Source organism: Roseibium algicola, assembly GCF_001999245.1.
Taxonomy (GTDB): domain Bacteria; phylum Pseudomonadota; class Alphaproteobacteria; order Rhizobiales; family Stappiaceae; genus Roseibium; species Roseibium algicola.
The window spans coordinates 4,520,018-4,538,407 of the sequence record NZ_CP019630.1; the positions used below are offsets into that span (position 1 = coordinate 4,520,018).

19 protein-coding genes are annotated in these 18,390 nt (G+C 58.4%); 12 read left to right on the forward strand and 7 right to left on the reverse strand.

Going from position 1 to position 18,390, the window contains the following annotated elements:
- Positions 1-30: 30 nt before the first annotated feature.
- The 4 genes from B0E33_RS20890 to B0E33_RS20905 all read right to left on the reverse strand — a co-directional run bounded on the left by B0E33_RS20890 (position 31) and on the right by B0E33_RS20905 (position 4,810).
- Entirely contained in the window at positions 31-1,098 is a 1,068-nt protein-coding gene (locus B0E33_RS20890; RefSeq protein WP_055655587.1) for a substrate-binding domain-containing protein, read from the reverse strand.
- Between the two features lie 137 nt (positions 1,099-1,235).
- Entirely contained in the window at positions 1,236-2,291 is a 1,056-nt protein-coding gene (locus B0E33_RS20895) for a substrate-binding domain-containing protein (RefSeq protein WP_077292318.1), read from the reverse strand.
- Positions 2,292-2,315: 24 nt separating this feature from the next.
- Positions 2,316-3,596 (reverse strand): M20 family metallopeptidase, encoded by a 1,281-nt coding sequence (locus tag B0E33_RS20900; protein WP_077292319.1) that lies wholly within the window; start codon positions 3,594-3,596, stop codon positions 2,316-2,318.
- Positions 3,596-4,810 carry an ROK family transcriptional regulator gene (locus B0E33_RS20905; RefSeq protein ID WP_077292320.1) on the reverse strand — a complete coding sequence of 405 codons (1,215 nt, stop codon included), beginning with the start codon at positions 4,808-4,810 and terminating at the stop codon, positions 3,596-3,598. Before B0E33_RS20905 ends, B0E33_RS20900 begins: the two co-directional genes overlap by 1 nt.
- Before the next feature lie 526 nt (positions 4,811-5,336).
- Between B0E33_RS20905 and B0E33_RS20910 the strand changes: the two genes are divergently transcribed.
- The 4 genes from B0E33_RS20910 (at position 5,337) to B0E33_RS20925 (ending at position 8,539) form a co-directional block, all read left to right on the forward strand.
- Entirely contained in the window at positions 5,337-5,819 is a 483-nt protein-coding gene (locus B0E33_RS20910; protein WP_077292321.1) for a hypothetical protein, read from the forward strand.
- A complete protein-coding gene (locus B0E33_RS20915; protein ID WP_156912457.1) occupies positions 5,791-7,371 on the forward strand; it encodes a terminase in 1,581 nt (526 codons plus the stop codon). Before B0E33_RS20910 ends, B0E33_RS20915 begins: the two co-directional genes overlap by 29 nt.
- 44 nt (positions 7,372-7,415) lie before the next feature.
- The gene (locus B0E33_RS20920; protein ID WP_077292323.1) at positions 7,416-7,847 is read left to right on the forward strand and encodes a hypothetical protein; all 432 of its coding nucleotides are present in this window, start codon (positions 7,416-7,418) and stop codon (positions 7,845-7,847) included.
- 74 nt (positions 7,848-7,921) lie between these two features.
- Complete coding sequence (locus B0E33_RS20925) at positions 7,922-8,539, forward strand: hypothetical protein (RefSeq protein WP_062488037.1); 618 nt, start codon at positions 7,922-7,924, stop codon at positions 8,537-8,539.
- Positions 8,540-8,553: 14 nt separating this feature from the next.
- Here the strand turns inward: B0E33_RS20925 and ftrA are convergent, their stop codons facing one another.
- Positions 8,554-9,555 (reverse strand): transcriptional regulator FtrA, encoded by a 1,002-nt coding sequence (gene ftrA / locus B0E33_RS20930; RefSeq protein WP_077292324.1) that lies wholly within the window; start codon positions 9,553-9,555, stop codon positions 8,554-8,556.
- Between the two features lie 79 nt (positions 9,556-9,634).
- Here ftrA and B0E33_RS20935 point away from each other — a divergent pair, with 79 nt between their 5' ends.
- The 4 genes from B0E33_RS20935 to B0E33_RS20950 all read left to right on the forward strand — a co-directional run bounded on the left by B0E33_RS20935 (position 9,635) and on the right by B0E33_RS20950 (position 12,979).
- The gene (locus B0E33_RS20935) at positions 9,635-9,991 is read left to right on the forward strand and encodes a rhodanese-like domain-containing protein (RefSeq protein WP_077292325.1); all 357 of its coding nucleotides are present in this window, start codon (positions 9,635-9,637) and stop codon (positions 9,989-9,991) included.
- Positions 9,992-10,097: 106 nt separating this feature from the next.
- Positions 10,098-10,352, forward strand: a complete 255-nt coding sequence (locus B0E33_RS20940; RefSeq protein ID WP_023000448.1) for a hypothetical protein — start codon at positions 10,098-10,100, stop codon at positions 10,350-10,352.
- A gap of 132 nt (positions 10,353-10,484) precedes the next feature.
- A complete protein-coding gene (locus B0E33_RS20945; protein WP_031269103.1) occupies positions 10,485-11,084 on the forward strand; it encodes an FMN-dependent NADH-azoreductase in 600 nt (199 codons plus the stop codon).
- A gap of 749 nt (positions 11,085-11,833) precedes the next feature.
- Positions 11,834-12,979, forward strand: coding sequence for a DUF2336 domain-containing protein (locus tag B0E33_RS20950; protein WP_023000450.1), 1,146 nt, complete (start codon positions 11,834-11,836; stop codon positions 12,977-12,979).
- Positions 12,980-12,984: 5 nt separating this feature from the next.
- Here B0E33_RS20950 and B0E33_RS20955 read toward each other — a convergent pair whose 3' ends face one another.
- Positions 12,985-13,611, reverse strand: a complete 627-nt coding sequence (locus tag B0E33_RS20955) for a LysE family translocator (RefSeq protein ID WP_023000451.1) — start codon at positions 13,609-13,611, stop codon at positions 12,985-12,987.
- Positions 13,612-13,661: 50 nt separating this feature from the next.
- On the opposite strand from B0E33_RS20955, the gene B0E33_RS20960 reads away from it, so the two are divergent.
- Complete coding sequence (locus B0E33_RS20960) at positions 13,662-14,498, forward strand: extensin-like domain-containing protein (protein ID WP_167579579.1); 837 nt, start codon at positions 13,662-13,664, stop codon at positions 14,496-14,498.
- Between the two features lie 73 nt (positions 14,499-14,571).
- On the forward strand, positions 14,572-15,792 hold the full coding sequence (locus B0E33_RS20965; protein ID WP_055655505.1) for an alanine racemase: 1,221 nt from the start codon (positions 14,572-14,574) through the stop codon (positions 15,790-15,792).
- Positions 15,793-15,962: 170 nt separating this feature from the next.
- Here B0E33_RS20965 and B0E33_RS20970 read toward each other — a convergent pair whose 3' ends face one another.
- On the reverse strand, positions 15,963-16,403 hold the full coding sequence (locus B0E33_RS20970) for a BA14K family protein (RefSeq protein WP_062488097.1): 441 nt from the start codon (positions 16,401-16,403) through the stop codon (positions 15,963-15,965).
- 183 nt (positions 16,404-16,586) lie between these two features.
- On the opposite strand from B0E33_RS20970, the gene B0E33_RS20975 reads away from it, so the two are divergent.
- Both B0E33_RS20975 and B0E33_RS20980 read left to right on the forward strand, forming a co-directional pair.
- Positions 16,587-17,351, forward strand: a complete 765-nt coding sequence (locus tag B0E33_RS20975) for a HugZ family pyridoxamine 5'-phosphate oxidase (protein WP_077292326.1) — start codon at positions 16,587-16,589, stop codon at positions 17,349-17,351.
- A gap of 357 nt (positions 17,352-17,708) precedes the next feature.
- Positions 17,709-18,311: a DUF1062 domain-containing protein gene (locus tag B0E33_RS20980; RefSeq protein WP_228148137.1), complete on the forward strand. Its 603-nt coding sequence runs from the start codon at positions 17,709-17,711 to the stop codon at positions 18,309-18,311.
- Positions 18,312-18,390: the final 79 nt, after the last annotated feature.

The following is an 18,390-nucleotide window of genomic DNA, read 5'->3' on the forward strand; positions in this document are numbered from 1 at the left end:
CCGCAAGGCGCGGCCTGCACGGAAAGGGATTTACTTGGCTGCTTCGGCAACGCTTTCGGGCGGATCCATCTTCATGGACTTGTTCCAGCCTTCGGTGACATTATCCGTACCAACCGTGATGGCGTCGACCACCAGGAACGGATCGACGGACTTGCCGAGAAGGCTGGCTGCAGCGGACCGGGCCGCGTAGACGCCGATGCTGTAGGCTTCGTCCGCGATGATCGCCGCGGTGTTGCCACCCTTCAGCATGTCGAGGGCAACCGGCTCGTTGAGGTCGATGGTGACCACCCTGGTGGTGTCGTTGCCCTGCTGGCGCAGAACCGAGAGGACGCCAAGGGCTGGTTCTGCCCACGGCGTATAGATGCCGCCGAGATCCGGGTTCCGCGACAGCATCGCCCGGGCGATGTCTTCGGCGTTTGCGGGATCGGTCATGCCGGACTCGATGGCGATTTCCATGTTCGGAAACTCGTTTTCGATGGTCCATTTGAACGCCTGGTCACGCTGGTTGGTGACCGGGAAATCCGCATCGTGGAACATGTAGCCGACCGTACCCGTCTCGCCCATGGACGCAGCGAGTGCCCGGGCGGCCTTTTCGCCGATCTGAACCAGGTCGGCGGAGACGACGGTGACATAGTCCTTGCCATGGGTGAAGCCGTCGACGGCGTTGTCGACGAAGACAAGCTTCACGCCGGCATCGCGGGCGATGCCGTAAACGGTCTGTGCTGTGGTGGGGTCGATCGGCAGGGATACGATGATCGACGGCTGGTTGGCCATGATCGTCTCGACGTCGGACTTCTGGCGGGCAGAGTCAAAGCCGGCGTCGGTCTCGGCAACGACCTTGATGCCGAGCCGTTCGAACTCGTCCTTGGCGCCGCGTGCGACCGCGTTGGACCAATCGTAGAGCTCGTGCCAGGCAAAGGCGGCCGTGTAGTTGCCTTCGGCAACTTTCGCGACTTCGGCATCGGTCAGTTCGAGCGTTGCGACCGGGGTCGGGGCTTCGCCCTTCGGGCCAACCGTTTGCGGGCGGTCAGCAGCCGAGGCCAAGGCGGTCATGCCGACCAGCAGTGTCGACGCCAGGAGTGTCTGTAACTTGAACATGCGACTTCTCCGTAAGGTTCGGTATTAACCGTCGGAAAGACGGTGTTGCTTCTCGGAGGTCCGTGCGGGTTTTTAGAATTGTTGTGAGGACCTGTTGGCCGGCAGGCTGTGATGGGGCAGCCTGCCGGAATGCCGGGTCAATTCGCGGAGGTAACGCTTGCCGGCGGGTCGATGTTGAGGGACTTCTTCCAGCCTTCGGCAACGTTGTCTGCAGTCACGGTGATGGCCGGTGCCGCGATGAAGGGCGGAACGTCCTTGTCGACGAGGCGCAGGGCTGCGGCAGCTGCCATGGCGCGGCCGAGTTCATAGGCTTCGTCCGCAACAATGGCTGCGACGTTGCCGCCGCGGACCATGTCGAGAGCTACCGGCTCGGACAGATCGAGCGTGACGATCTTGGTGTCCTTGTTGCCGTTGGCACGCAGGGCTGCGAGCACACCTTCGGCCGGGCCGGCCCAGGTCACATAGATGCCGCCGAGATCCGGGTTCTTGAGCAGCATGGCGTTGGCGATTTCCTCGGCGCGAGCCGGGTCGCTGATGCCTTGTTCTGCAACGATCTTGATGTCCGGATAGTCGTTTTCGATAGTCGACTTGAAGGCGTTGTCACGCTGGTTGGTCACGTAATAGTCGGCGTCGTGGAAAATCCAGCCGACGGTGCCCTTGCCGCCCATGGCGCTGGCGAGCGCGTCGGCAGCCTGTTTGCCCATCTGATAGAGATCGTCGGTCACGATGGCCGCATAATCGCGTGGGTGCTCATAATCGGCGGGCAGGTTGGACAGGAACACCAGGGAAACACCGGCATCGCGGGCTTCCTTGAAGGCGGCGGCGGATGTGACCGGGTCAAGCGGTAGCGACAGGATGATGTTGGGTTCCTTGGCCATGGCCGTTTCAACGTCGCTGCGCTGCTTGGCGGCATCAAAGCCGGCGCTGGTGGTTGCGACAACCTCGATGCCGAGGCGCTTGAACTCGTCCGTTGCACCGGCTGAAACCGCGTTCACGAAATCGGATTGGTCGTGCCAGAGCAGGGCGGCCTTGTACTTTGCGTCCTTGATGGCGGCGACGGCATCGTCGGGAACCGTCACCTCGGCGGAAAGCGTTGCCGCTTCGCCCTTGGGACCGACCGTCTGGGCCATGGCGGAGACGGACATCAGCCCGAGAAGGGCGGATGTCGCCAGATGTTTGACTAGCAGTTTCATTTCTAACCCTCTGTTATGTTTGGTTCAGTCTGCTTCTTCTTCCAGGCCGCAATAGTCGGCCACGAACAGCGCGAAAGCCCTGACGGCTGCCAGATAGCTTTCCACCTCGATGCGCTCTTCGAATGTGTGTGCGACGCTGATGTCCCCAGGTGCGCAGTAGACCGCGGGACAACCGATCTCGTTGACAAGAAAGGGAGATTCCGACCAGTAAGGCGCACCGCCGATGGCACCGCCGGAAAGGTTCTGGCCATTCGTGGCAACCTCGACGCAGCGGGACAGCTGCAGGGCGGCGGGGGTTTCGCGGGAGATCTCGACGGGTGAGCCACCGAAGCGGTGATCACGGCCGGCGGGGTACGCAATCCCGATGCCGATGCCGTCGGCCACTGGCGCCGACCGGACGACCGCTTCAAAGGCGGCGACCGCCTCATCCAGGTTCTCGCCGGGGCGGAGCTTGCGGATCAGGGAGAGCTTGCACTCGCCCGGAACGGCAATATAGCCGCCGCCATTGATATGCGTGACGAGGATGGAGGAAGCGCCGACCAGATCGTGCTTCGGTCCTGCTGCCAGTTCCGCCTCATGTTGCCAGAGGTTGCCCAGAATTGCGTGGGTTGCCTTAAGGGCATCGACGCCCAGCTCCGGCGTGCCGAAATAGGCGGATTTGCCGGTTATGGTGATATCGGCAATGAAGAAACCGATCTGGGCCGTGTAGACATCCAGCCTGGTCGGTTCGACATAGACCGCGAAATCCGGCTTTGCGATGGTGCCGTCCTTGACCCTTTTGACGAGATCGTGTGCGCCGGCACTGACGCCGGTGCCCGGTTCGCCGCTTTCCTCATCGCCGATGAAAGCGAAGGAGAGGCCGCCGGCGGGACGGTAGCCTGCCTTCTGCAAGAGCCTGAGGCCGCCAAGTGCGGCGCAGATGCCACCCTTGAGATCACAGGCGCCGCGGCCCCAGATCTCACCGTCTATCAAGGCGCCGCCGAAGGGGCTTTCCTGCGGCTTGCCCTGCCAGGCTTCCTGCCAGCCGCGCACATGCACGGTGTCGGTGTGGCCGACGAAGAGGAGGCGCGGGGCATCGTCACCGGTGACCGGCTGGTGCTGGCCCCAGACGTTGAGGCGGCCGGGCAGGAATTCGCCGGAGCCGGTTTCAAGACCGAGCGTTTCCATTTGCGACTTCAGGAAGGTGGCAAAGCCGGTTTCGTTGCCGGTGACGCTGTCAATCGACAGTGCGCCGCGAAGCAGGTCGATGTCGGCGTCCCGGTCCTGCGTGGTCAGCAGCTTTTCATGCAGGTTTGAGGAAACCATCAGGCCGCTCCCTTCTTGAAGGTTTCGATGGACGGCGGCGGAACGGCGATTTCAACGCCCTTGAGGCCTTCGGTGAAAAGCGACAGGTGCAGACGGGAGAGGGCGACGGAGGCACCGCCGGCAAGGGCTGCGTGATTGCCGAGGGTCGACTTCTCGATCAGGACAGGGCGGGGGAAGCATCTGGAGACGAACTTGCGAACGTTGCCAAAAAGCTCATCCCGCGTGCCGATGGAACCGCCGATGACGATGCAGGACGGGTCCATGACCGCTGCCAGCGCTGCCATGACGCGGGCGACCTGGCGGGCGATCTCTTCCAGCGTTTCTGTGGCGGCAGTGTCGCCTGTGTTTGCGGCGTCGAAGATGTCCGGCACGTCCAGTGTTCTGCCGGTCTTGCTTTTATAGAGATCGGTGATGGCGTGGGTGGCGGCGACACGTTCCAGGGCACCGACTTCCAGGCTTTCCGGTTCGAACGGATCAGCGCCGAAGGGCAGGTAGCCGATTTCACCGGCAGCGCCGTTCATGCCCCGGTGGAGCTGGCCACCGATGACGATGCCTGCACCGATACCGGTGCCGATGGAGACGTAGATCAGGTCGTCCTTGTCGCCGCGTTTGGTGAGCCAGTGTTCTCCCAGGGCAGCAAGGTTGACGTCGTTTTCGATAAAGACCTCGATGCCGAGGATCTCGCGCCAAAGACCAGGGGCGTCGATGTCGCCGATGCCGGGGATGTTCGGGGCCATGCGGATGTGGCCGGTAGCCGGGTCCGGAGCGCCTGGTACGCCAATGACGGCGACACGAGGCAGCTTGAGCGAGGGGCTGGCTTCGGTCGCTGCCCGGCGGATGAGGTCCGCGACCTGATTGACGACGGCAATGCCGCCCTGCCTGTCGGTCGGCTCCACCAGCTCCGAGACGACGGCCCCGGTCAGGTTGCAAATGGCAACACGGATCTTGGTGCCGCCGAGATCGACGCTGGCAACGGATGCCGCATCCGGCACGATTTCATAAACCACGGCACGGCGGCCGATATGGCCTTCGGTCTGTCCAACCGTGCGCACCCAGCCTTCTTCTTCCAGATTGCCGACGATTTCCGAAACCGTCTGTTTCGACAGGCCGGTGATCTTGGAGACGCTCGCCCGGGAGATCGGGCTGTAGCTGGCAATCGCCTGGACGATGGCACTCAAGGACATGCGTCTGGAGATGTTCGAGGGGTCTGCCAAGGCTACGCTCCATTAGTTCGTTCTGTCACCGAACTAATTAGATTTTGAGACACGAGTCAAGCGGTGCATTGAAAAATCGGGAGAGATTGAAAGCAGGTTGAGGGGGGCGGCGAGAGAAAAACGATGTCTGAGCAATCGAAAAGACAAGCGCGTGAAGGCAGTTGCGGGTGGGGCAGGAAGGGCCGAAAAAAATGTTCCGATGCGCACAACGGAGGCAGTCACCAAGTTCCTGTTTGCAAGAGTGATTTTGAAAAATGCGGTCTAAACAGTGGCTTCAGACATTGGGGCGACGTGGACAGCTTCGACAAAACCGGGCAAAAAGGGGCTTCCTTATTTTACCGTGGATCAGTGTGCCCAAGAGGCCTGGTACCGGTTTTACGCTTCTTCCCAAAACCAAAGACAATTTCAGCAAGGCGCAGGCTTTTGCATCTGGTGCTTCGAGCGCCGGGGCCAAGGACCGGCGGTGGGGAAGCTGCGGACCGTGTCTTGAACTGACCTCCAGACGACTTGCAGGAAAGTGCGACCCATGACTTTGCCAGAAGGGGGTGGCAGCGCGCTGAAGTGGCCGACAGCCAGAGCGCGCCGGAAGGTGTGCGCGGAGTTTTGCGCGCATATTGCCGCCGGATATTCGATCGACAGTTTCCCGGACGCCGACCGCCGGACGATCCGCTATTACGCCGAACAGTTTCCCGAGGACTTTCCACCCGCAAGGCTGGAGGAAGCCGCCCGGCGCGGCCTTCTGGAGTGGGAGCGGATCGGCAAGGACGGCGCCAGCGGAGAGCTGGCGAAATTCAACGCCAGCGCCTGGACCTTTGCCATGAAGAACCGCGCCGGCTGGCGAGACCGAACGGAGCCGGACGCCTGGCCGGTCTGGAGCGGGCCGGAAGACAGCAAGACACTCGAGACCTTGAAACCGCGCAGCTCGGAGGAAATCGCTCTGGGCGTGATGGCATTGCTGACCGGAAAGGATACGCCAAAGGATGGCGACGGCCCTCGAAACGCTGATTGACCATATCGACCGCATGCCCGCGGACGAACGGGTTGCCCTGCAGAAGCAACTGGATGAGGCGGGCGTTCTGGACCAGTTCACCGTCTGGCGGCCGCAGGCCGGACCGCAGACGGAGGGGTATTTCTCCGAAGCCGATCTGACGCTTTACGGCGGCGCGGCGGGCGGCGGCAAGACGGACCTGATTGCCGGGCTGGCGCTGTTTGCCCACCACAAGGCAGCGATTTTCCGTCAGTCGCTCAAGTCCCTGAAGGGCTTGAGCGAACGCATGAACGCACTGATGCGCCAGGCGGGCATGGGCAAGATTTCCGGCAATCCGCCAAGGTGGACTGGGCCCGACGAGCGGCTGATCGAATTCGGCCACCTGGGGCTGCCGGGGGCGGAAGAGGACTGGCAGGGGCGCGACCATGACCTGAAAGCCTTCGACGAGGGCGCGCAGATGGACCCGCGCAAGATCATCTTCGTGCTCGGTTGGCTGCGCACGACGCGACGGGGCCAGCGTTGCCGCGGTTTGATTGCCACCAATCCGCCGCTGGGCGGGCAGGGGGACTACCTGAGCGACTGGTTCGCGCCCTGGCTCGATCCGCTGCATCCGCTCTACGGCAAGGTGCAGCCGGGCGAGATCCTTTGGGCGGTTTTCATTGACGACGGCGATGCCATTCGCACGGTGTGGGTGGACGGGCCGGAGCCGGTGGAGATCGAAGGCGAAGTCCGCACCCCAAAGAGCCGGACCTTCATTCCCGCACGGCGGCAGGACAACCGCTTTCTGGGAACGGACTACGATGCCCAGCTCGACCAGATGCCGGAGCCGATGCGCACGGCGCTGAAGACCGGAGACTTTCTGGCGGCCCGGCAGGACCACGAGTGGCAGGTGATCCCGTCCGACTGGGTGGACCTTGCCTTCGAGCGATACGACCAGGGCATCGATCGGGACGAACCGATGACAGTGCTGGCGGTGGATGTTGCCCAGGGCGGCAAGGACCGGACGGTGCTGCAGCCGCTGCATGGCCGGCGCTTTGAAACCAACATCGTGCGCAAGGGCACCGACACGAAGGATGGTGCGGATGTCGGTTCGCTGATCATCCGCGAGCGGCGCGACAATGCGATGATCGTGGTGGACTGCACGGGTGGCTGGGGCGGCGATACGGTTGGGTTCCTGAAGCGGGAAAACAATATTCCGGTCGAAAAATGCGTCTTCTCCGCCCAGTCGGGCGAGAGTGCGAAGGACAGCAGGATCCCGTTCTACAATTTGCGCGCCGAACTCTATTGGCGATTGCGCGAGGCCTTGCACCCCAAGAGCGGGCTTGGGCTGGCAATCCGGCGATCGGCAACGGTGAAGGCGCAGTTGACGGCGCATCGATGGAAGATGCGAAACGGGAAAATCCTGATTGAGAGCAAGGAAGAGATCAAGGAACGGCTGGGCTCTTCCCCGGACGAGGCGGATGCGATTGTCGAGGCATTGGGATGGAAACAGAAAGCGGAGCTGAAGAAGGTTCTGAGAACCGGGGCCGAAAGCCGGATGGCGCCACTGGGCGACCCGCTGGACGGTTTCTGATCCGCGACCTTTGCCTGCGGGACGCCAGCTTCATCGCTGCCAACATGCGCGATCAGGACCTGCGCGAGATCGCCTGTCTGTGGAAGGAATGGGACACAAGGGCGCTGGCGGCCTGCGCGTTGCAGACGGCGGTGCCGGGCATGGTGTGGTCGCTCTGGTACGACGGCCAGCCGGCGGCGGCCTATGGCTTCAGCCGGGCGTCCGCCTTCGATCCGGACCACTGGCAGGCCTGGGCCTTCGGCACGGACCGATTCCACCGATGTGTGCCGGCGATCACACGGCACTTGCTGGATATCCGGCAGATTGTGGAACGGGATTGCCGGCGGCTGCAGGTGATTACGCTGGAAAATCATGACATTGCCCATGGCTGGATCGAGGCGCTGGGCGCAACACGGGAAGGGCGGCTGAGCGCCTATGGCCGGGGCGGCGAGGACTTTTATGTCTATGCCTGGGTAAGGGGGGACAAGCGGCCATGAGCGTTGTTCGAAACCGGGAAGGCTGGTAGCGTCCGGCCATTGCTATTTTGACGTTTTTATCTGGAGGCTCAGCCTTGTCTTCATCCAAGGACGATCTGCCTGTCGGGCAGATGACGAAACATTTCGCAGGCAATATCTCTCAACTGAATGCCATCGTTCTGTCCGACTATCGCAGGACCGAGGAAAACATCGGTTATCACAAGGGCCGCCTGGACCAGGGTTTCAAGCTGCTGGTCCTCAAGCACTTGCCGCTGCCGGAAGTGTTCGAGTTTCAGGGCACGACCTTGCGATCAGGCGGGCGGTATGGCCTGCCGGAGGAAACGCAGGAGGCGGACAGGCGGCGCGCAACCGTGCATGACGGCATTCTGGCGGACCGCGGCGCTGCGGGATACCGCGATCTGCAGACCCGCGCCCTGAGCCTTGCAACCGTGACCGGGCCGAAGCGGCTGGTGAAGGTCATGCCCACGATCCGGCATGACGAACATATGGCCCCTCGCGATCAATATCCGATGGGCGGCGGTTTTCTGCAGTGGGACCTGAAGAAGCCCGGCTTGCCGTTTTTCTGCGCGGCGCATTTTAAACCGGGCGGCACGGTAGTGACCGTGGACGGCATGTTTCAGGTGAACTCGGACAACTTTCTGGCCGATTATCCGCAGCGCGAGAAGCTGCAGAAGTATCTGCAGACAGTCTAGATTTCATACCACATTTAGACAGTGCGGGCAGCGAAGCGGATGCGGTAGTCGGTCGGGCGCAGGCCGAGTTTCTTGCGGAAGTGGTGGCGGAGCGCGTGGGCGCTGCCGAAGCCGACGCGGGCCGCGATCGTTTCCATGTCGTCGTCGCCCCGGCTGAGGATCTCCTTGGCGGCCTCCAGACGCTCTTGAACCAGCCACTCGCCCGGTGTCAGCCCCGTTGCTTCGGTGAAGCGGCGCTGGAAGGTGCGCGGGCTGAGGCGGCAGAGGGCTGCCATGGTTTCAATGGTCCAGGCCGTCTGCAGCGCCCGCCTGACCCGCTCCAGAACAGGTGCGATTTCGCTGCCCCCGCGATGAGCGACGGGGCGTTCCAGGAACTGAGCCTGGTCACCGGTGCGGTGGGCGGGAACGACGAGGCGGCGCGCAACGGAGTTGGCCTTGTCGGCCCCGTAATCCTGGCGGATGATCTCGATCATCAGATCGATGCCGGCGGCGCTGCCCGCAGACGTGTAGATCCGGTTTTCCTGACGATAGAGCGAGGCCTCGTCGACGGTGACGGCGGGACGCCGTTCGCGCAGCTTGTCCGCGTAGCGCCAATGGGTGGTGGCGGAGCGACCGTCGAGCAGACCGGTGGCTGCCAGTACGAACGCACCGGAACAGATGGACACGAGCCTCGCGCCCCGGCTGTGTGCCTCGCAAAGCCGTTCGGTAAGCGCTTGGGGAACCGGGCAATCCGCCCCTTTCCAGCCGGGCACCACGATGATGTCCGCCTCGGCTATGCGTTCCGGGCCATGGTCTGGCACGAGTGTCAGGCCGCCATGGGCGCGTAAGGGGCCTTCCTCGACCGGGCAACTGGCGAAGCGGTACCAGTCGGTGCCGAATTCGGGGCGGGCCAGACCGAATATCTCCGCGACGATACCGAACTCGAACGTGCAAAGCCCGTCGTAGAGAAGAGCGACAACAAGCGGGCCTTCCGGGGCGGAGGGGGCAGCGGTTTCAGGGACTGTGTCTTTTGTCATGATGTTTACGTATATAGTCAATCGCGCCAATTGCCAATCGGCGTTCAGACGGCGACAAACAGCGGGAAAGGAGACCTTCATGACCAACAATGTCACCGCTGTTCCGGCCGCGCCGAGCGATCTCGCCAGGGAACATTTTGCCGCTGAATTTACCTTCGAGGCCGATTGCTGGGATGTGCACGACGCCCTTCAGGGCGAGCCTGGCTTTGTGTTGCTGGATGTGCGCAGTCCGGCGCTGTTCGAAAAAGGCCATGTGCCTGGCGCGATCAACCTTCCCCACGGCAAGATCATCCGTTCCAAGATGGCCAGGTGGCCGGAGGAGACACTGTTCGTGACCTATTGCGCCGGCCCGCATTGCAACGGTGCCGCACGGGGGGCGTTGCGGCTTGCGGAATTGGTCCGCCCGGTGAAGATCATGGCAGGTGGCGTTATCTGAATGCCAATCCGGATTTTGGCCGGGATGATGGCCGTGCCAATGCCCGCGTGTTGCGGTGCAGCCGGTGGTTCGACGAAATCAAACAGGGCTACGCAGGGGGCGTGCAATGAACGAAGATCAGATGCGGGAAATTGCCCGTGAAGGTGGCAAAGAAGGCGGCCGGGAGGCTGCTCAAGAAGTGCTCAAGGCGCTCGGCGTCGATATCGAGAACACCATCGAAGCGCAGAAAGACATGCACTTTCTGCGTGATCTGCGAAAAGGAACGTCCAGCGTCAAAGGCAAGGTGATCAACACAGTTGTGGGGGCGTTGGCGCTGGCTGGCCTCTACAAGCTTCTGTCGGGAATTAGATGGGGGGCTTGAATTCTCAAAAAGGCATTGTTCGTTAACTTGACATACTGTTCACCATTTTAATGCTAGTTATTCGAAAATATCAAAACTATCTCCAATTAACGAACAAACGCCGATGCCGGTTTTGAAACTTTGGAGATCAAGATGTCCTCACCGTTGAAATCAATTCTGCATGTCAATGCCTCAGCACGTACCGCCGGTTCAGTGACGCGTGACCTTGGGCAGACCTTCGTGACTCGTTTGCTGGCAAAATCACCAGATGCAAAAGTCCTTACTCGCGATGTTTCCCAAGGGGTACCGTTCCTGAGCGAAGAGTGGATTGGCGCGACTTTTACAGATCCTGCTGCACGGAGTGCAGAACAAAAAATGGTGCTTGCTCTGTCCGACACGCTTGTTGGAGAATTGAAGGAGGCAGACACCATCGTAATTGGGACGCCTGTTTACAACTTTTCTATTCCGGCTACGCTAAAAGCCTGGGTTGATATGATCGCGCGAGCAAGAGAGACGTTTCAGTACACTGAGAACGGACCTGTCGGTCTGCTTCAGGGTAAAAAGGCTTACGTCATCATTGCCTCTGGTGGAACCAAAATAGGATCAGAGATCGACTTTGCCGGAAACTACCTGAAGCATATTCTTGGCTTTATCGGCATCTCCGATGTGACAATGATCGCGGCAGATCAATTGATGATCGAACCGGAAAACCGTGACGCAGCACTGGCTCAAACGATTGAGCTGGCCGCATGAGCGGAACCTGTGTTTAGGCCTGATATACCAGCGTTTGAAATTGCGGAATGCAACAGGCTTCCTGCGAAGTGAAATTTTTGGTTGTGTCTTGGCAGCTGCGTCAATTGCCCAGTCTCCAGTACGTTCGGGTGCTATTTCTCACCCTGGACACCCGTACGAGCGATCAATTCTGGAATCAGCACAGCGTCTTCGGCGGCTGCACCTTCTGGTGCAGCCGACTACGCCGGGAATCTAAAATTGTTTGTTGAATTGTCCTGCTGTCTGCTCGGCGCAGCTCGTTTTCTTTGATTTCTTGCCGTTTGGTTCAGATTGCACCAACTACAATTGCAGCCAAAAACGCAAAGGCTGCTAGGAAGGCAATCATGTTCAGGTTCCGTACAAGGGTCATATGTCCGCTCCCGATTACCTCTTTCTGACGGGGTGATACTAAGTCAGCATAATGCCGAAGCGAAGCAAAAAAGATGCTGCAGCGCAGCGGAGAATTGCATTCCAGGGTTGTGTTTGTTGAGGAAGCATTAAGTAAAGCCTTGATTGGAAACGTTCACTGCCTTTTGCGAAAAAAACAGAACTAATTTGTCCTGGAGATGCGATCGAGGGTTGCAAATATTTATTTGGCGCGTCGAATTATTTGTGGAGAGGCCTTCCTGCTGCTGGCCGTTTCTCCAGTTTATGCGGCGATCAACGGTAGCTTAATGTTAAGGGCCTGCTGATAATGTCGAGGCTTACGCGACTGTCGCGCCGGAGTGTCGATGATCAATCTTGCAAAACTTGCTGATCTGGCGAGGGACACAAGTGCTGGAGGGCGCAAAAGCCTGGTCAGCATGCTGACGGACCTGTTCGTGAACTCCGGTGACGACCGTGACGAGCAGATCAGCCTGCTATTTGGCGACATCGTTCTCAAAGTTCTCGGACAGCTGGAGGAAGAAACCAGGATCATTCTGTCCAAACGAGTTTGCAAGGAGAAAGATGCTCCTCGTGAACTGATGGTGAAGCTGGCACAGGATGAATTTCCGGTTGCCGGCCCGGTTCTGGAAAACTCACCTGCACTCACCTCAGAAGACCTGGTTGAGATCGCATGTTCTGCGTCGATGGAGCATCTGGGGGCAATTGCCGGGCGTGAAACCGTCGACAAGGCAGTTACCACTGTATTGGTGGATCGGGGGGATACGGCGGTTTTAAGTAAAGTCGCTGAAAACCAGGGTGCAGAGTTCGCTGATGCATCCTTCCTGAAATTGGTGGAAAAAGCCCGATCGAGTGAAGCAATCCAGGCTGCCTTGATCAACCGCACCGACTTGCCGGATGCAGCTGCTCATGCCTTGCTGCCTTTCTTGACGGAAGAGTTGAAAGAAAGGGTCAGTGCACTCGGTGCCGACAGCACGCTTGTTCAGCTCCTGGCTGAACGTGCCGCTACCGAAGTGGCCGCTCGTGCGCACAAGCTTGAAGAGGCACGTGAACAATCCAACGCATTGATCCGTGACGTGGTGAGCAAGAAGACCAAAATCGATGATGCCGTGACCTTGTTCGCCCGTTCGGATCGAACAGCGGAGCTGGGTATGTTGCTTGCCAAGGTAAGCAATCTGCCGCCCAGTGCGGTATCCCAGCTCTTGTTCAGCGCAAGCGACAAGCCATTGATAATTCTTTGCAAGGCGAACGGCGTTACAGCCGAAGCCTACAAGGATATTCTCACGATGAGGGCCAGGCGGTTGCGCATTGGCGGATTGGAGCTGAATGCCGCCATCCAGCGTTATGCAGCGCTTAGTGAAGATGGCGCTCGCAGATCACTTGAAACCTTGAAGCAATCCGGTGCTAATTTCGGTTTGAAAACTGAAGAAGAAAAAACCGAAGCGGAAGCCGTACGGTCAAAAAAGAACATTCCCTTCGCATCAAGTCGCTGATTTTTTCAGTTCGCAGATCTCTGCAATGTTGCCGTCATCGCCGCAGCGGAGATCAGGAATGCGCCGCCCACCTTGTTTACCAGTCTAAGCAGGGAAGGACTTCTCAGTTTTTGTCCGAGGGCTGCTGCTGCATAGGCGTAAACAGCTGCATTCAAAACACCCAATGCGACGAAGGTCGTTCCCAAAAGTGCGAGCTGCGGGACAACTGGGGCGTGAGGTGCGATGAAGTGTGGCAGGAAAGCCATAAAGAAAACAATGCCTTTTGGATTGAGCGCTGTGACCACATATGCATGCCAGAATATTTTTCTGGGGGGAACATCGGCAACCTGATGCGGCCCAAGTGCAGTTGGCCGGCTTCTCCACATTTTCAGACCAAGCCAGACCAGGTAGATCGCCCCTACCCATTTGAGCACGGTGAATGCTGTTGCAGACGTCGCCAGAATGGCACCGAGACCCATCAGCGACGCAGCTGCTGCTGTCGCGTCCCCCAAGCCAACACCCAATACGCTGGCAACCGCAGACTTGCGTCCCTGGGTCAAAGCATAGCTGACAACAAGCATGATCGTCGGACCCGGGATGGCGAGGACGATCAATGTGGCAATCACATAGGCGAAAAAGAGTTCTAATGTCATGGGGAGCCATCCACTTTTGGGGTCATGCAACCATAGACGCAGGACAAGCGTTGATCAATCATGAGGGTCGCTGGCAAGTACAATGTGCGGAGTTGGGAATGCACTTAAACGTCGTGTGGATTTGTACTGCTCTCGCGTTGTGTTGCCTGCTGCCTTTAGATGTTTACGCAAATCCTCCATTGCCACAGGAAAAGCCGCTTCCAGGCCTCGGTAATTCGCAATTCATCGAGGGGGTTGATGTGCCGGCGATCAAACCAACTACTCTTCCGGAAGAGCTTTTGGCAGGACCTGACGACAGTGGCAGAAAAGCTTCTGCGGGCGAATCCTCCACACCGGCAACTTGCGATATTCCGGGTGCTACTTTTGAACAACTTGCTCCCATGCAAGGGGATCAAGCTGATGAGGATTGCGGGATCACCGTACCTGTCAACCTTTCTGGGTTACGTGGCGAGGATGCCGAAGTGACTTTCCCGATGAAAGCCACGCTATCATGCGGTTTTGCGACGTCACTTACAGCGTGGGTGATTGAAGATGTCTTGCCCATTGCACAAGCACAGTTCGGGAATCCAGTGTCCGAGTTTCTCACAGGCCCTGGTTATCAGTGTCGCCGACGAAACAATCTTCCAGATGGAAAGCTCTCCGAACATGCGCTTGGCAAAGCCATTGATATTGTGGCCTTCCGATTAAGTGACGGTACTGAGATTTCAGTTGAAAAGGATTGGGCGCGCAACACGCAGAGCGGAAGCTTCCTGTCCGCCATACACAAGGCTGCCTGTAAAAGGTTCACCACCGTTCTCGGCCCCGATGCAGACCCAAATCACAAGTCTCACTTCCATCTCGATATCGGATGCCACGGCAAGAGCTGTAATTACATTATCTGCCAATAACCCAATCCCGGCTTGCAAATCAGCCTCAAGCTTGTTCCTTTCTATTCGATGACTTCTAACGCCGGAAGGACTGATGGAACGTTATAAAACAGCTATTGACGCCGCCTTGGATCTTCGTCCCGATCAGCCTGTGTATTGTTTCCGGCCGGACGTGCTCAGGCATGACGCACAGCAATTCCAGTCGCTCTTCCCCGGCAAGACGGCTTACGCGGTCAAGACGAATGGTGAGCCATTTGTCCTGGAGGCACTGGCAAAGGCCGGGATCAGTTGTTTCGATGTCGCATCGCCTGCAGAGTTCGCCGCGGTGAAAGAGGCAGCGCCGAAGGCTGAGATGCTTTACATGCATCCTATCAAGGCACAGTCGGACATTCGGCTAGCTTTGGAAACCTACGGTATTCGAACCCTTTCGCTCGACCACGAAGACGAAGTCGCGAAGATCCTGCGTGTTGTTAGGGCCCTTGATATAGATCCTGGAACGATCACACTCTTCGTTCGTATCGCCACCAAGGGGCATGCTGCTTACGAGTTGTCGAAGAAGTTTGGCGCGGCTCCAGGTCACGCCGTTGAATTGCTACAACGGATCGACCGTATCGGGTTCAAATGCGGATTGTGTTTTCACGTTGGAAGCCAGATCGAAGAACCGGAAACCTATGAGCGAGCGCTGGCTTCTGCCGATTGGATCAGGTCACGTGCTGGCGTTCCCGTTGTGGAGCTTGATGTCGGGGGAGGGTTTCCGGCCGTTTATGGTCACGATCCGCGCCGCAAAGCGCCTGAGATGCCCTCGCTCGTGGAATTGATGGGGCAGTTGAAAGCCGATATCGCTGATTGGCAATTTGATGACCTGCCTCTTGTCGCCGAGCCAGGCAGAGTGATCGTGGCCCGATCGATCTCTCTCATTGTCAGAGTACTGTTGAAAAAGGGGCGCCGTCTTTACATCAATGATGGCATCTGGGCGTCTCTTTCCGACAGTTGGACCGGAAAGATCACGCTGCCGGCTCGTTTCATTCCGGATCCGGCTCGCAAAACACGGGCTGGTCAGCCCGACAAGATTGTTCCCTTCAAGGTCTGCGGCGCAACCTGCGACAGCGTTGATATTCTTTCCAGGCCTTTCTGGCTGCCGGAGACAGTCGACACGGGAGACTGGATCGAGATTGGCCATATCGGTGCCTACAGCTTGTCGCTTCGCACAAGGTTCAATGGATTTTATCCCGACAAGGTCATTGAAGTCGACACGCCGTTCGATTTCGGTGCTGCGCCGGAAGGTTTCGCTTCAATAGAAACCATGGCGGATTGATGCAAACAGGCTGATTGAACGAAACAACCTGGTTGCACTTGCCCACCGAGGCTGTTCAGTTCCCTTGGAGCATGACCCTTCTGAAAAGAATGACAACAAACGGGTGACCGGTTCGGCCGGTCGGTCGTTTGTTGCCACGAGTTCTTCAGTACCACCAGGCGGGCGCAAGCTTATTGGCAGAAACGCTGTTCACCCTGGTAGGTGGTATAGGTACCGGTCGACGGGTTGAACGACCGGTATTTCGATGAGCAGTACTGGTACCAGGCAGGGCTCCACGGCTGATAACCGATGGCCGTGTTGACGCGACCAGGATAGGGAGCCGGCGGGTAGTGATTTACCGGCGGCGGGCCTGCGTAGCTCGGCTGGCGGGTCGCACCCAGCAGAATTGCTCCTGCAGCGAGGCCGATGACACCTGCCGCGACAGCCGCGCCAAGATTATCATTGTTTTTGTGTCGGTTATGATTTCGATTATTGTGTCTCTGGTTATGGTGGTGGCCGCCACGGTGGTCACGCCAACCGTTGCGCGAGCCGGCTTCAGCAGCCGCGAAGGTCGGCAAAAGAAGGGCGCCAGTGAGGGCGGCGGCAACAAGACGTTTGCTCATGGTCTTCATTGGTTTTCTCCAAAGGCAGGCGCTGTTCTCGATTGGCGCCGTATCTGATGGTGAGACAATCGCATAGGCGCCCTGAACCGGTTCTGAGATGTCTGTTCATCTGACGTTCAGAATTCGGGGGGAAGGCGAAAACCGTGGAATGCAAATTGTCTGCGCCGACAGAAAACAGAACTTGGAGGGGCCGTGAGCCTGGAAAAAGAACCGAAATCAGTAATCCGGCCGACCGATGATCAAGCCAGAAGATTGGCTAAGGAGTTGATCAGAACCGCGAGGTTTGGTGCTTTGGCGGTGCTCGAAGCCGAAACGCGGCATCCACTTGCCAGTCGGGTTGCGGTGGCGACCGATTTGGATGGTGCACCTGTCATCCTCACAAGTACATTATCCGGACACACGGCGGCAATTCTGGAGAACCCTTCATGTTCGCTATTGTTGGGCGAACCTGGAAAAGGCGATCCGCTCGCTCATCCGAGAATTTCTCTTTTCTGCAAGGCAGTGAAGATATCGAGAGGAAGTTCGGATCATGAGCGGTTGCGCAACCGTTACCTCTCTCGTCATCCCAAAGCCGAACTTTATGTCGATTTCGGAGACTTTTCCTTTTTCAGGTTGGAGCTCTCCAGGGCCAGCCTGAATGGAGGCTTTGGCAAGGCTTTTGAATTGGAGGAAGAGGACTTATTGGCAAAAGTTAGTTCGCCTGGTGACTGGTCTTCAATGGAAGCCGGAGCGGTTGCGCATATGAACGCAGACCATAGGGATGCGGTGAAACTTTATGCGCAGAATTTGCTGAAGGCCGGAGAGGCCAATTGGCGGCTTGCCTGTCTGGATCCCGAAGGCGTTGATCTTGTGGCTGGAGATAAGGTTGAACGTCTCTGGTTTGCAGATCCATTGGAAGATCCGTCTGAACTGAGGCCTGCACTGGTCGCTCTGGCTTTGCAGGCGCGCAACACCTAAACACAATTCAAACGACGTCTCGTCGAAACTCCAAGTTGAGCTTGCTTGTCATTTTCGTAAGCGCTATCGAGGCTCATCTGTTTCAATTTGGACGTTTGTTTTGCCAACACTCTGACCGGTCATCGATCCCGCCATGCATTCGCTCGAATGCGTCATGAACTTTGTTCGTCCTGGCGGCGGATCGGGGCCGGTGTGGCTTGGCCATGCGCATCTGATCCTGTTTCGGCTCACTGCATACATTTCGAAATAGCTTCCAGCCAGACTGAGTGCCGATAGCTGACGCTGTCCGGCCGTCCCGACTGCCTGTGACGGACTTCCCGTGCGAGGAAGACCCACGGAATGTCGTCTATATTGAACATGGAATGGTCCGTTGTCCGTTCTCAGACACCTAGAATAAAGCGTCCCTGCCAACGATGCGGATTTGTGAAACCTTTTGGTTCGACGGGCAAATTCCGGTTGAACGCGAATGGAAGCCAGCTTGACGCCTGGCTGATCTATCGTTGCGATGACTGTGGAAGCAGATGGAACAGGGCCATTTTTGAACGTCGAGCCGTGAGCAGCCTTTCGGCAGAACTCATCGAAGCCTTGCAGGGGAACGATGAGGGAGTGGCGAGCACCTTCGCCTGCAACACCAAAGGGAGAGGCGGAGGCAAGGGGGGCACTGATTTCAGCTTGAAACGACGAATGGTTGCCAGCGACGGTGCAGATGCCTGCAAAGTGGCGCTGACAATCCTGAATTCGGATCACGTCCAGGTTCGTCTGGATAAGGTCCTTGCAAAAGGGCTTGGTCTCTCGCGCAACCGCGTTCTGCTTCTGGTGGAGCAAGGGTCGCTGAGATTTCCCATGAACAATGTGAAGATCTTGAAGAGACGGGTTCCCGACAAGATCTGTATCGAGCTTTACCTTGGTCCGGCAAGCGACAGATCGGTCATTTGGAATTTTCTGGTCTGCACGGATTAACCGCAGGAACGGGAGTTGAAAACCGGACGGCTCCAGATCCCCGTGTCCGCGTTGCGGACACGGGGCAACGGTCAGTCGT

What these genes read in the sequence shown, in the direction of transcription:
- B0E33_RS20935 (WP_077292325.1), top strand. Translation starts at nt 9,635, where the DNA reads ATGACCAACAATGTCACCGCTGTTCCGGCCGCGCCGAGCGATCTCGCC.
- B0E33_RS20970 (WP_062488097.1), bottom strand. Translation starts at nt 16,403, where the DNA reads ATGAAGACCATGAGCAAACGTCTTGTTGCCGCCGCCCTCACTGGCGCC.
- B0E33_RS20915 (WP_156912457.1), top strand. Translation starts at nt 5,791, where the DNA reads ATGGCGACGGCCCTCGAAACGCTGATTGACCATATCGACCGCATGCCC.
- B0E33_RS20955 (WP_023000451.1), bottom strand. Translation starts at nt 13,611, where the DNA reads ATGACATTAGAACTCTTTTTCGCCTATGTGATTGCCACATTGATCGTC.
- B0E33_RS20910 (WP_077292321.1), top strand. Translation starts at nt 5,337, where the DNA reads ATGACTTTGCCAGAAGGGGGTGGCAGCGCGCTGAAGTGGCCGACAGCC.
- ftrA (WP_077292324.1), bottom strand. Translation starts at nt 9,555, where the DNA reads ATGACAAAAGACACAGTCCCTGAAACCGCTGCCCCCTCCGCCCCGGAA.
- B0E33_RS20895 (WP_077292318.1), bottom strand. Translation starts at nt 2,291, where the DNA reads ATGAAACTGCTAGTCAAACATCTGGCGACATCCGCCCTTCTCGGGCTG.
- B0E33_RS20890 (WP_055655587.1), bottom strand. Translation starts at nt 1,098, where the DNA reads ATGTTCAAGTTACAGACACTCCTGGCGTCGACACTGCTGGTCGGCATG.
- B0E33_RS20980 (WP_228148137.1), top strand. Translation starts at nt 17,709, where the DNA reads ATGGAATGGTCCGTTGTCCGTTCTCAGACACCTAGAATAAAGCGTCCC.
- B0E33_RS20950 (WP_023000450.1), top strand. Translation starts at nt 11,834, where the DNA reads ATGATCAATCTTGCAAAACTTGCTGATCTGGCGAGGGACACAAGTGCT.
- B0E33_RS20965 (WP_055655505.1), top strand. Translation starts at nt 14,572, where the DNA reads ATGGAACGTTATAAAACAGCTATTGACGCCGCCTTGGATCTTCGTCCC.
- B0E33_RS20940 (WP_023000448.1), top strand. Translation starts at nt 10,098, where the DNA reads ATGAACGAAGATCAGATGCGGGAAATTGCCCGTGAAGGTGGCAAAGAA.
- B0E33_RS20900 (WP_077292319.1), bottom strand. Translation starts at nt 3,596, where the DNA reads ATGGTTTCCTCAAACCTGCATGAAAAGCTGCTGACCACGCAGGACCGG.
- B0E33_RS20920 (WP_077292323.1), top strand. Translation starts at nt 7,416, where the DNA reads ATGCGCGATCAGGACCTGCGCGAGATCGCCTGTCTGTGGAAGGAATGG.
- B0E33_RS20945 (WP_031269103.1), top strand. Translation starts at nt 10,485, where the DNA reads ATGTCCTCACCGTTGAAATCAATTCTGCATGTCAATGCCTCAGCACGT.